A 12,641-nucleotide genomic window follows, 5' to 3' on the forward strand; every position below is an offset into this window, starting at 1 on the left:
GCGGAAACCGGCGGAAGGACAAGGCACGACAACGCACCGTGCACGCTAAGCGGCGTGGCGAGTTCAATGAAAGTTAGCACGCTTGCCGCAACAATGTTTTGCAGCGGGCAAGCTGCACAAGCAACGCCGCTCTGCGATACTGAATCTGTGTTTTGCTTCCCCTGCGAACACATCGCTGTCTTTGGCCCGCCGTCCTACGGCGGGCCTTTTTAATCAGTCAGAAGAACAGGAAGGACCCGATGAACGCCTCGCTCGAAACATTGTTTCCGGATCACGTCCACAACGAAGACAAGATCGTTACCGCGCTGAATCATCAGGACATCGTGGTGGCATTGTCGGCGGCGTTGAAGACGCAAGACGTGGCGGTGCTGCATATGCTGTACCCACGCACCGACGCGCGCACCCATCGCAGTCTCGATACGCTCGTGGATGTGTTGCACGGCCATGGCCTGCATGAAGTCGCGGATCTGATCGCGCAGGAAGCGCACTATCTGCTATTCAAAGACCCCGTGAAGGCGTGGAAAGCGTTCCACGAAATTCGCAACGACTCGCTCGCGATCGGTGTGCACCTGTATTACCACGGCCTCGTCGGCGAAGCCGCGGAACGCGAGCTCGATAAAGACGCGCACCGCAAGGCTTGAACTGCGCCGGCGATTCAAACGTCCACTGAGCGAATAAACTCGTCGACGTAGCGATTGAACGCTGCCGGATGGGCAAGATTCATCCCGTGCGAGGCGCCGCGCACGGTTTCGCGGCGCGAATCCGGCAGCCACGTTTGCAGCGCCGTCGCAGTGCGGCGAAACATGTCGGGACTCTTTTCTCCGTCGATCAGCAACACCGGGCAACGCACCTCGGCCGCCTGCTCGGGTACGTAAGCAGGCAACGGGTCGCGAAATTGCCGCGCGAGCGTGTGTGCGTTGTCGGTCGCCATCCTGCGAAAGCCCGGCGTGCTCATCGCCCAGAAACCGGGACGGCTCACCGAATCGACGAACAACTGCAAACCGGCTTCCACCTCCCCTGTTTCGATTAGCTGCGCGGCCTTCGCGCGCAATGCGTTGACGGTCTCCGGCAAACTCGCTGGCGCTCGCCCCGCGATCTGCAACGGGCCGCCCGGGTCGGCAAGCGTTAATGTGCGCACGTACTGCGGATGGCGCCGCGCGAAATGGAATGCCACACAGCCGCCGCGCGAATGCCCCACCACGTGTGCCGGTCCGGCGCCGAATCGATCGATGAATTCGGCTACGTCGTCCGCATGTTCGCTCCAGCTGAACGGCTGGTCAGGCTCGGTATCCGTCACCGGCCAATAATGCGTGAGACTCACCGAAACGCAACAGTATTGCTTCGACAGCCCCGCGAGTTGCGGCTGCCAGTAGCGGTAATCGCACAGCGAGCCATGCACGAACAGCAGCAGTTCGCCCTCCCCGGCTTCCACATAGGGCATGCGTAAGCCGCTATGCAGTTCGATAAAGGACGGAGATGCGGGAGAGGACGAAGCGGAAGCGGATTGATTCACAGGTGGTTCACGGACGGCCCGGCGACAGCTGAAACCATCGGCGTGCCGGCCAGAAATAAATTCGAAGAAGAAAGCGTGTTCGCGTCCCTAAAATTGGGACGCGGAAAGTATTGTCACACAGCCATCGACACTGCGCCGAGGCCCGTTCCGCGTGCGTGTTGCGACTTCGCCGGGCGCCGCGCGATCTGCGCCGCGTGCCCCATGCGACTCGCCTCGCAGCCAGCGCAACGCGCCCGCCGACGCCCCCCGGTTAGCCCGGCTTCAGACGTCTGTAACGCGACACGTCCCGCATCAGATCATTCGTACGCGCTGTCGTCGAGCAAACCGGCGGCCGCCGCGGCGCCCGCGCCACGCACCGCGCAGGTGAGCGGTTCATCGGCGACGCGAACATCGAGCCCGAGTTCGTTGGTCAGGCGACGGCCCAGATTGCCTAGTAGCGCGCCGCCGCCGGTCAGCACGATGCCGCTGTGCGCGATGTCGGTCACCAGTTCGGCCGGCGCCGATTCAAGGGCGCGTTTCACGGCGCCGATCACCTGACGCAACGGGCCGTCGATCGCATCGGCGATATCGTGATTGCTCAACTGGACCGTGCGCGGCAAGCCATCTTCGACGCTGCGTCCGGTCGCGTTCATATGCTCGACCGGTACGTCGCGCACGGCCGAACCGATACCCTTCTTAACGTGTTCGGCGGTTTGCTCGCCAAGCAGCACGCCATACAGATTGCGCACGTAACTGACGATCGCCATGTCGAAACTGTCGCCGCCCACGCGGATCGAGCCGCTATACGCGAGGCCGCCGAGCGAGATCACGCCGACTTCGGTCGTGCCGCCGCCGATATCCACCACCATCGAGCCGACCGCCTCCGATACCGGCAGGCCCGCACCCACCGCCGACGCCAGCGATTCGCCGATCAGACTGACCTTCCACGCACCGGCTGCCACCGCGGCTTCCTTGATCGCGCGACGTTCGACCTGGGTCGCGCCGGCCGGCACGCACAGGGTGAACGCGGCGCGGCGGCTGAACAACGGCCGGGGGCGAGCCATGACGACGAATTGGCGAATCATCTGTTCGGCGGCGGAAAAGTTGGCGATCACGCCGTGCCGCATCGGCCGCACGGCTTCGACGTTGCTCGGCGCGCGGCCGAGCAGCTGGCGCGCTTCGGTGCCCACCGCGGCCACGCGTTTTTGCCCGGCCGCGGACTCTTTCTGGAACGCCACGACGGACGGCTCGTTCAGTACGATGCCGCCGTTGTCGGTATAGATAAGGGTATTGGCCGTGCCGAGGTCCACCGCCACGGAATGACGGAACAGTCGATCGAAAAGCGGGTAATGCGGCGTCGGTCTGGCCATAGGAAGGCTCTGATGTGTCGTTATCCGCCCTTGCCGGGCAGTCTGGAAAATGCGCCCCCGGTCACCCGAACCGCTTGGCACGCCCTGGTGGGCGTAGCGCGATCCGCGCGGCGGGGGTGATTTTCATGCTAATGAGCAGTTAACGGCAAGCAAATCAGAATCTTTAGGGCCACTTTTCAATTGCGACCGTATCAGTCGCGCGACAAAGCGCCGAGTGCGTGCTCCAGCGCCCGCTTGCCGAGCTCGACGCCGTCGGCATTAATCGTGTGACCAATACCGGGCAACGCGAAGGCATCGACCGTGTAGCCGGCGTTGCTGAATGCATCCGCGGCATGGTCGAGCGCCTGCACCGGGATCACTTCGTCGTCTTCGCCGTGCACGAGCGTGAGCGGTGTGCCGTTCTGCGCAACGATCGCCGACGCGAGCCGCCCCGAATACGCGACGACACCGGCAGCGCCTTCCACGCTGGCCGCCACGTGATGCATCGCCATGATCGAGCCCTGCGAGAAGCCGACCAATGCAAGGCGGCCGAAAGGAAGCTGCCAGTGCGCGAGTTCCGCCTCGAGCATGCGCCGCAACGCCGGATAGGCGGCCGCGACGCGTGCCTCGCGATTGCCCTCGTCGACGTCGCGCAGGCTGAACCACTGGCGTCCGCCGAAACCGCCGTCGAAGGCTTCGGTACCGTCGAGCGATGTGAACGCCGCGTCCGGCAGGCTCTCGCTCCAGATGTCCGCGAGCGGCATCAGATCTCGCGCATTGCTGCCCACGCCATGCATCAGCACCACCAATTCCCTGGCCGGCGTTGTCGCAGGCGCGCGCCGCCAGCCGTGTTCGAATTGCTCCCAGGCCATATTCAACTCCTCTCTGTACTCGCTATATTTTCGGTCTGTGTTTCCGCACGCATAGCCAATCACCCGGCAACGTGCTGGCGTCCTGCAGCATCACGTCACGTCGCTTCGCGAAGCGCGATGCCGCCTAAGCCGCGAGCATACGCTGCCGGATTGATTTGCGCCGCCGGACCTGCATGACTCGACGACGCCAGAACGTGAATACAGGTATGCTTTTGCGAGCATTCGACGCGTTGCCCAGCGCATTGCCCGGGCAGCGTATCAGGCATCGCGCAGAACATCCGCCGCATCGCAATCCGGAGAATCGTTTTGAGCCAGCCCCAATCCGCCCCTTCCGCCACGCCGCCCGCACCACCGCCGCCGCTACAAGGCGGCAAACTGGTTCTGGCGACTATCGCCGTCGCGCTCGCCACCTTCATGAACGTGCTCGACACGTCGATCGCGAACGTTGCAATTCCAACCATTTCGGGCAACCTCGGCGTCTCGGTCGACGAAGGCACGTGGGTCATCACCGTGTTCGCCGCGGCCAATGCCGTCTCGATTCCGCTGACCGGCTGGCTCACGCAGCGCATCGGCCAGATCAAGCTGTTCGTCGGCGCGATTCTGATGTTCGTGCTGGCCTCGTGGTTATGCGGCATTGCACCCACGCTGCCGATCCTGCTGGTTGCGCGGGTGTTCCAGGGCGCGGTGGCCGGCCCGCTGATTCCGCTCTCGCAGGCGATTCTGCTCGGCTCGTATCCGAAGGAGAAATCGTCGACCGCGCTCTCGCTATGGGCCATGACGGCCACTGTCGGCCCGATAGCGGGCCCCGCGCTCGGTGGCTGGATCACGGATAGTTATAGCTGGTCGTGGATCTTCTACATCAACATCCCGGTCGGCATTTTCGCGGCCGGCGTCACGTGGATGATCTACCGCACCCGCGAGTCCGCAACCCGCAAGCCACCCATCGACGTGGTCGGGCTGGGCCTGCTGATTACGTGGGTTGCGTCGCTGCAGATCATGCTCGACAAGGGCAAGGACCTCGACTGGTTCTCCTCGCCGGTGATCGTGATTCTCGGTGTCACCGCGTTGATCAGCTTCGCGTTTTTCCTCGTATGGGAGCTGACCGAGGAGAATCCGATCGTCGATTTGCGGCTCTTCCAGCAACGCAATTTTCTCGGCGGCACGATTGCGATTTCAGTGGCGTATGGCGTGTTCTTCGGCAACCTGGTGCTGCTGCCGCAATGGATGCAGGAGTATCTGAACTACCGCTCCGTGGATGCCGGTCTCGTGACCGCGCCGCTCGGCGTCTTCGCGGTGCTGCTCGCGCCGGTGATGGGCCGCGTGCTGCCGCGCTCGGACGCGCGCATCATCGCGACCCTCGCGTTCATTGGCTTTGCGATCGTGTTTTATATGCGCTCGAAGTACGTGATCGAAATCGACACGTGGCACCTCGTGCTCCCCACGCTGCTGCAAGGCATTCCGATGGCGCTGTTCTTCGTGCCGCTGACGGCGATCATTCTGTCGGGCCAGCCACCGAACAAGATTCCGGCGGCAGCCGGCCTGTCGAATTTCGTGCGGGTGTTTTGCGGCGCAGTGGGCACGTCGATCGCCGGCAACGAATGGAATAACCGTACGGTGCTGCACCATGAACGGCTGACCGAGCAGGCCACCATCAACAATCCGCTGTTCAACCAGCAGATCGATTCGACCCAGTCGCTGCTGCATCTGAATCTACAATCGGCCCACTCGCTGTTCGATTTCACGGTCAACACCCAGGCCGCGATGATGGGCCTGAACGACATCTTCTATGTGTCGGCGATCATTTTCATTCTGATCATTCCGCTGATCTGGATTACGAAGCCGGCCAAGGGCGGCGGCGGAGCGAGTGCGGCGGGCGCGCACTGATTGCAGCGTTTTCGGCGCTGCATCAGCGGAAATAGCGGGCGGGCGTGTCGCCGAAGGCGTCGCGGAACACCGCAATAAACGAGGACACGTCGTTGTAGCCGACTTCGAGCGCCACCTGCGTGACGCTCGCCCCGGCGCCGAGGCGCTCCAGCGCAACCAGCAGCCGCAGTTGCTGGCGCCACTGGCCGAAGGTCTGCCCGGTCTCCTTGACGAAAAGGCGCGCCGCCGTGCGCGCGGTCACGCCTGCGGCCCCGGCCAGATCGTCGAGCACCGCCGGTTCCGCCGGGTTGGCGTTCAGCGCTTCGGCGATCCGCTGGATCCGCGGATCGCGCGGCCAGTGCAGCGCGAGAGGCACGCTGGGCAACCCGGACAGACGGTCAAGCAAGACTTGCAGAAGGCGCTCGGCGGGTTCGTCGAACGGTTTGTCATGCGGTTTGTCGTGCAGCAGTTCGGCCGCCGCGCTCAGCAACGCTTCCGCCAGACGGTCGAGCGCCATCGCGCCGCTTTGCGAAGGCAGCGGCGCGGCATCTGTATCGGCATACAGCGAATGGAATTGCACCGGCTCGGCGGCCGACAGGTAATGCTGCACGTTCGCCGTCAACCAGAGCGCGTGACCCGGCGGCACGACCCATCGTCCGGTTTCGGTGCGCACGGTCAGCACGCCGGCGCTCACGTGGATCAGCCGCGCGCGGCGATAGGCGCGCCACGGCTCGTCCAGCGCGTCGTAACGCTCGTCGACCACGAATACCGGACGCGCGACGTCGTCCGGATCGAAGGCTTGCGTCATGGATGTCCGTTTTGCCCGGTTGTCGTAAGAAACATCGCAAGATTAGCATAGCCCTGCGAAACGCTCTTCGAACCCGGCAGGGCCTCGCCGAGTGAACAATTCGCGCCAGGTTGCCAGTAGAATCGCGGGTTCAACGGTCCGAGCCCAATGAACTACGCATCCATTCTCGAACAGATTCATCGCGATCTTCAGCCTTATCTGGGCACCGGCAAGGTCGCCGATTACATCCCGGAGCTTGCGAATGTCCCCGCCGACAGTTTCGGCATGGCGATCGTCACGGCCTCCGGCGACGTGTTCCGCACCGGCGCCGCCGACACGCGCTTTTCCATCCAGAGTATTTCCAAGCTGTTCGCATGCACCATGGCATTCCGGCTGCTCGGCGACGAACTCTGGCAGCGCGTGGGGCGCGAGCCGTCCGGAAACGCCTTCAATTCGCTGGTCCAACTCGAAGCCGAACACGGCAAGCCGCGCAATCCGTTCATCAATGCGGGCGCGCTGGTCGTCACCGACGTGTTATGCCGGCGTTTCGTGCAGGCCGAAACGGCGCTGGTCGAATTCATGCGGCGGCTGACGGGCGATACCAGTATCGACTACGATTCGCGCGTCGCGCAGTCCGAGTTGCAGCACGCCCACCGCAACCGGGCGATGGCGCATTTCATGGCGAGCTTCGGCAACATGGAGATGCCGCCGGAAGTGGTGGTCGACGCATATTGCCGGCAGTGCGCGATTTCGATGAGCTGCGTCGAGCTGGCGAAGGCGGCGCTGTTTCTGACCAATCACGGGGTGGTGCCCGCCACCGGCGAGCGGATTCTCGACACGAGTTCCGCCAAGCGGCTTTCCGCGCTGATGCTGACCTGCGGCACCTACGACGCGGCGGGCGATTTCGTCTACCGGGTCGGTTTACCGGCGAAAAGCGGCGTGGGCGGCGGGATCGTTGCGGTGCTGCCGGGTGAGATGGCAGTGTGCGTGTGGTCGCCGGGGCTCGACAGCAATGGCAATTCGCTGGCGGGGGTGCTGGCGCTGGAATGGCTGACGACTTATACGGGGCAGTCGATTTTTTGACGCCGCACCACGGTGGCCGCAGGGGGCGGCCTTCCCGGATACTTGCCGTCCTCACCGTCCTCACCGTCCTTGCCGTCCTCGCCATGCCGCCGTCGGCCGCCAGCGCTGAACGGCCGCCTAGCCCGCGCGCCCGACCAACTCCGCCATGACGGTCTCATAAGCGGTACTGCCGACCACCCGTTCGTTCACGCCGTCTTCGAAATCGATCCACCCTGAATTGAAGCCGTCGATCATCTCGATGCGCGGCGCGGGCCACGCCGTGCCTTGCGACTGGAACAGCGCCTCCCACTGATCGCGCGCCACCGCCTGAGCCTTCACCGAACGGCCAAGCACGCCGCCGAGTAGCGCGGCGATTTCATCCTGCGTATAGCGCTGCGGTCCTTCAATCTCGATCACGCGGCGCCCTTGCCACGACTGACCAAGCGTTTCAGCGATCACGCGACCGATATCCGCTGTCGCAATCATCGGATACGCACGGTCGAGCGGTTGCAGGAAGCTCGGCATCACGCCCGTTTCGCGCGCCGGCGCAATATCCCACAACGAATTCTCCATAAACCACGCGGGCCGCAAAACCGCCGTCGGAATCGGTAAATCCGCGAGCGCCTCTTCGAGAATATGCACTTGCGTGATGAGACCGAGACCCGAGTCACGCTGTCCGCCGATCGACGAGAGCATCGCGACGCGCTCCGGCCTCGCTTTTTGTAGTGCCTCTTTCAGCACTGCCGCCGCTGCGTGCGCGTTCGGATAGCCCGGCTGCGGCGCAAAGTTCGGCGCCACCATCACGAAAACACCTGCCGACCCGCTGAACGCCGCGGCGAGCGCGTCCGCGTCGTCGAACGACGCGATCGCCACGTCGGCGCCTCGCTCCCGCCATTGCGCCACCTTGCTTTTGTCGCGCAAGACGGCGCGCACTGCGTGCCCCGCGTCCAATAGGGCGCGTGCCGCCGCGCCACCCACCTGCCCTGTCACACCGGTAATTGCATACATGCTCGTCGCTCCTTGAATAAGGCCAATGCCGCGCCGAGCGTCATTCTCGACGCTTCCCAGAAAGTTCACGAGAGCATTAATGTCATTTGTTTAATGACGCCATGGCATTGACAGATGCATATCCGGCGACCCGCGACGTGTCGCCCGACATTAGATACGGATACAAAACGACATTAGATGGAGTTATTGCGTCGGCGCGTACCCGGCAAACGTCCACCGGACGGGCCGTATCCGCCACAGAGTCGATCAATAACTGCCGGCGGCTCTCCGTGAGAGCGCCACAGGCTGAAAATTCTCGCTCGGCTCGCGTCACGATTTTTTGAAGCGCCTTATCGAGCGACGCCAAATCCCCGATCTGGACGTGCCCGTAAACCTTATTGAAGACCGTGACGAGGTCGTCGGCTACAGTCACGGCTGTCAATTGTGCGGTACCGTTGTAGATTATTCAGACCCTCCGTTGTTCATGCGTTAACCGTCGAGAGAAACCCAGCCGCATTCGCTGCGACATTTATAAAATTACGCAGCAGCTCCCGATTCATCTACGCAAGATCTCGTATCGGCTATCTTACTGGCCGTCTCCATCCGTCTGTCTGATCGTGCAAATCAAACCGGCCTCCGCCGCGACCACGCCATCCACTTCGGCGCGTGCCTTGAACTTCCAGATACCGCGCTTGTGCCGCTCGAACGTCGCGTTCAGGATCAGCTGGTCGCCGGGTTCCACCACACGCCTGAATCGCGCGTTGTCGATGCCGACGAACAGGTACAGCGTGTTGGCCGGATCATGCGGCTCTTCCGAGAAGGTCAATAGCGCAGCCGTTTGCGCGAGCGCTTCCAGAATCAGCACGCCCGGCATCACCGGACGACTCGGGAAGTGGCCCATGAAGTACGGTTCATTGATTGACACGTTCTTCAGCGCCTTGATGCCCTTGTGCGGCTCGAGTTCCAGCACCCGATCGACCAGCAGGATTGGATAGCGATGCGGCAGCAGCGTGAGAATCCTGTGAATGTCGAGATTGATTTTTTCAGTGCTCATGGTATTTCTATTAACGCGTTGACCGCGCGATGATCACTCCGGATGCTGGTGTAGGTAGGTAACGCATGTTGCCGCCGTTTCGGTGATCCAGCGGCAGCATGCCACCCGGTCAAAGCAACCGACCCTTCCGGCCTGATACCCGCTCGAACCTTGCCCGGTGCTCACGCCTTGTCTCCCGAGGCATCGGCAGCCGATGCCTCGAAAGCCCTGATTCGGTCGCACAGTCTGTCGGGATTGCACATCAACGCGGCACCTCGTTTCTCATCCGGTGTACCCGGCGCCATAGGGCCGTGTCTCGCCTCTGGTTTCTACTTCTCGTCCATGAACGACTTCAATCGCCCGGACCGGGCCGGGTGCCGCAGCTTGCGCAGTGCCTTGGCTTCAATCTGACGGATCCGTTCGCGCGTCACCTCAAACTGTTGTCCGAGTTCCTCCAGTGTGTGATCCCTGCCGCTCTCGATACCGAAACGCAGGCGCAGAATCTTCGCTTCGCGCGGCGTCAAGGTCGTGAGCGCCTCGCTGACGGCATCCCGCATGCTGGCGTGCAGCGCTGCATCGTCGGGCAAAATCGCCGCAGGGTCCTCGATCAGGTCGCCTACCGACGTGTCGTCGTTTTCCCCGACGGACGCATCCAGGGAAACCGGCTCCCTGACGATCCGCAGCATTGCCCGAACCTTGTTTTCCTGCATCTCCATCCGCTCAGCCAGCACGGCGGCATCGGGTTCCCGGCCGGTCTCCTGCAGGATCTGCCGCGAGATCCGTTTCAGTTTGTTGATCGACTCGATCATGTGAACCGGGACCCGGATGGTGCGCGCCTGATCGGCGACCGACCGGCTGATGCCCTGCCGGATCCACCAGGTCGCGTAGGTAGAGAACTTGTAGCCGCGACGGTATTCAAACTTGTCAACGGCGCGCATCAGACCAATATTGCCTTCCTGTATCAGATCGAGAAACAGCAGGCCGCGGTTCACGTACCGTTTCGCGATCGAAATCACCAGTCGAAGGTTCGCTTCGATCATTTCGCCTTTCGCGCGCAGCGTTTTCGCCTCACTTGCGGTCATCGCGCGACAGACCTCCCTGAAGTCATCGAGCGGCAGCACGACCCGCTTTTGCAAAGCAAGCAGCTTTTCCTGTTCCAGCTGGATCGCAGGAAGGTTTCGCTCCAGCACGCCACTGAACGGGTGTCGTGCCGTGATGAGTTGTTGCTGCCACGCCGGGTTGGTCTCGTTGCCCCGGAAATGCGCGACAAACATGTCGCGAGGCACACCACACCGGTCAACCGCGATCCGCGCAATTTCGCGCTCGATGGTCCGGACCCCGTCAGCCGATACCCGCAACGCGCCCGTCAAACGCTCAATCGTGCGCGCCGTGAAGCGGATCGTCATCAGTTCGGTCTCGATCACTGCCTGTGCGGCGCGATAACGCCCCGATCCGTAACCCTCCGTTTCGTATGCATGCCGCAATTGCTCGAACCAGTCAGCTACCGTCGCCAGCTTCGCCAGCACGTCACGCTTCAGGGTTTCGCTCTGCAGATTGGCCGACGCGGCTTCAGCACCGTCATCATCTTCGTCTTCCTGATCCTCGCCGAGAACCGGATCGCCGTCGACGCTTTCCTCCGCGACGGCAACAACGTCATCCGTTTCCACTGCAGCCGGGTCGATCATCCCATCGACGAACTCTTCGATGGGGGTTGCGCCGCTTGCAACAGCGTCAGCGATCGCCAGTATCTCCGCAATCGTTGTCGGGCACGAAGAGATGGCCCGGATCATGTCGTTGCGGCCCTCTTCGATGCGCCGCGCAAGCGCAATTTCCCCTTGGCGGGTGAGGAGTTCAGTGGTACCCATCTCGCGCATGTACATGCGCACGGGATCGGTGGTGCGGCCGAACTCGGCGTCCACACTTGAGATGGCCGCCACGGCCTCTTCCTCGACCTGCTCATCAGACGAACCCGCGACCGCATGATCGTGCATCACCATGGACTCGGCGTCCGGTGCCTGCTCGAATACGGCGATGCCCATGTCACTGAAGGCTCTGATCACGTTTTCTATCGCATCAGGTTGCGCCAGGCGCTCAGGCAGGCAATCGCTAATTTCCCCACGAATGACGAAACCGCGCTCATTTCCGAGCTTGATCAGCGCGCGCAGGCCCGAGCGGCCGTCGTCGTTTTCTCCAGCGGACTCATCTGGTAGCGCGGCACCGGTGTCGTACACAAGTGCGTTCGCTTTAATCCGGCGTGAACCGGTCCGCAGTGGAACGGTTCCGGCCGCATCGGCCGTGCTTGGGCGACCCGTGGCTGCAATACCGGCAGGTCCATTATTCACGTTGATGTTGTCCGGCACCACGTCCAGTGTCTGCTTCTTCACTGCATTCTTCGTCACGCGGCCGCTCCTTTGAATATGACGTCCGGGTTAGCACGCAGCACGTGCGGCAGCCTTCGCGAGGTGATGAACCATCTCAGAGGCGCGCACCATGCGCCCTGATCAGTTGAACAAGTTCAGACACCGAAATCTCATGCCGAACCTCCTGTTCGGGACCCGTCGCATGGTGATCGCTGTACCGCTCCTCGATCTCGACGAGCACGGCGGTTCTGCCATCGGGTGATGCCTGCAGCATGACGTCGCGATGCGTCTGATGACTATCAGGACTAACCGGATCGTGATACAGGCGCAGACGCCCAAGGCCGTAGTTACGTGGAGCTGAATTCATCTGAGCTTTCCCTTGATCCATTTCTGTCGGTCGTTCAGCCTTGCAGGGCCGTGACAGGCGCGCGTGGTGCCGTCTGGTCTGGCGTCACAGCTCCTCTGCACATGCAGTTGACGTGATAATATCATTATCATTGTCTGCCAATGTCGTTAACCAGGAGACATCATGCCTACCCCAACATCGCGTACAGCCTGCTCAAGACGGCCGCAGGCAACAACGTCACGATCGGTCCAATGCTGCTGGGCGCGGCCAGGCCGGTGCATGTGCTGACTCCGTCCGCCACGGTGCGCGCCATCGTCAACATGACTGCACTGGTCGTCGCCGATGCGGGTGCCGCATTCCCTTCGTCCCGGACCACATGACGTTTCAACTGTCACAGGTAAGCATCTCGCCTGAAGGATCCCCGATGTAGACTAATAAACTCGCGCGCCGTGGCAAACGGGACAGCGCCGCGTGAGGCACCTCACTATTA

The 12,641-nt window shown here is 62.4% G+C and carries 11 protein-coding genes and 1 pseudogene; 4 read left to right on the forward strand and 8 right to left on the reverse strand.

The features are described 5' to 3' along the window. The first annotated feature begins 239 nt into the window (after positions 1–239). The gene (locus KHO23_RS08900) at positions 240–641 is read left to right on the forward strand and encodes a hypothetical protein (protein WP_211610633.1); all 402 of its coding nucleotides are present in this window, start codon (positions 240–242) and stop codon (positions 639–641) included. A 14-nt stretch (positions 642–655) separates the two neighbouring features. Here the strand turns inward: KHO23_RS08900 and KHO23_RS08905 are convergent, their stop codons facing one another. The 3 genes from KHO23_RS08905 to KHO23_RS08915 form a co-directional block, all read right to left on the reverse strand. After that, complete coding sequence (locus KHO23_RS08905; protein WP_211610803.1) at positions 656–1,441, reverse strand: alpha/beta fold hydrolase; 786 nt, start codon at positions 1,439–1,441, stop codon at positions 656–658. A 368-nt stretch (positions 1,442–1,809) separates the two neighbouring features. After that, a complete protein-coding gene (mreB, locus tag KHO23_RS08910; protein WP_211610634.1) occupies positions 1,810–2,862 on the reverse strand; it encodes a rod shape-determining protein in 1,053 nt (350 codons plus the stop codon). Positions 2,863–3,053: 191 nt separating this feature from the next. Further along, complete coding sequence (locus tag KHO23_RS08915; RefSeq protein ID WP_211610635.1) at positions 3,054–3,713, reverse strand: alpha/beta hydrolase; 660 nt, start codon at positions 3,711–3,713, stop codon at positions 3,054–3,056. 306 nt (positions 3,714–4,019) lie between these two features. Between KHO23_RS08915 and KHO23_RS08920 the strand changes: the two genes are divergently transcribed. Then, positions 4,020–5,597, forward strand: coding sequence for a DHA2 family efflux MFS transporter permease subunit (locus tag KHO23_RS08920; protein WP_211610636.1), 1,578 nt, complete (start codon positions 4,020–4,022; stop codon positions 5,595–5,597). A gap of 22 nt (positions 5,598–5,619) precedes the next feature. Here KHO23_RS08920 and KHO23_RS08925 read toward each other — a convergent pair whose 3' ends face one another. After that, positions 5,620–6,384, reverse strand: coding sequence for an AraC family transcriptional regulator (locus KHO23_RS08925; protein WP_211610637.1), 765 nt, complete (start codon positions 6,382–6,384; stop codon positions 5,620–5,622). A gap of 147 nt (positions 6,385–6,531) precedes the next feature. Between KHO23_RS08925 and KHO23_RS08930 the strand changes: the two genes are divergently transcribed. Next, positions 6,532–7,446 (forward strand): glutaminase, encoded by a 915-nt coding sequence (locus KHO23_RS08930; protein WP_211610638.1) that lies wholly within the window; start codon positions 6,532–6,534, stop codon positions 7,444–7,446. A gap of 117 nt (positions 7,447–7,563) precedes the next feature. Here the strand turns inward: KHO23_RS08930 and KHO23_RS08935 are convergent, their stop codons facing one another. The 4 genes from KHO23_RS08935 to KHO23_RS08950 form a co-directional block, all read right to left on the reverse strand. Further along, a complete protein-coding gene (locus tag KHO23_RS08935) occupies positions 7,564–8,433 on the reverse strand; it encodes an NmrA family NAD(P)-binding protein (RefSeq protein WP_211610639.1) in 870 nt (289 codons plus the stop codon). Positions 8,434–8,998: 565 nt separating this feature from the next. Next, positions 8,999–9,466, reverse strand: coding sequence for a 3-hydroxyacyl-ACP dehydratase FabZ (gene fabZ, locus KHO23_RS08940; RefSeq protein ID WP_211610640.1), 468 nt, complete (start codon positions 9,464–9,466; stop codon positions 8,999–9,001). Between the two features lie 308 nt (positions 9,467–9,774). Then, positions 9,775–11,844, reverse strand: a complete 2,070-nt coding sequence (gene rpoD, locus KHO23_RS08945) for an RNA polymerase sigma factor RpoD (protein ID WP_236066757.1) — start codon at positions 11,842–11,844, stop codon at positions 9,775–9,777. A 76-nt stretch (positions 11,845–11,920) separates the two neighbouring features. After that, positions 11,921–12,172 carry a hypothetical protein gene (locus KHO23_RS08950; protein ID WP_211610641.1) on the reverse strand — a complete coding sequence of 84 codons (252 nt, stop codon included), beginning with the start codon at positions 12,170–12,172 and terminating at the stop codon, positions 11,921–11,923. Positions 12,173–12,345: 173 nt separating this feature from the next. On the opposite strand from KHO23_RS08950, the pseudogene KHO23_RS08955 reads away from it, so the two are divergent. Next, positions 12,346–12,531, forward strand: a pseudogene (locus KHO23_RS08955) (phosphate acyltransferase); the annotation flags it as partial. Positions 12,532–12,641 lie beyond the last annotated feature (110 nt).

The sequence above is a fragment of the Paraburkholderia haematera genome, from assembly GCF_905220975.1.
Classification (GTDB): domain Bacteria; phylum Pseudomonadota; class Gammaproteobacteria; order Burkholderiales; family Burkholderiaceae; genus Paraburkholderia; species Paraburkholderia haematera.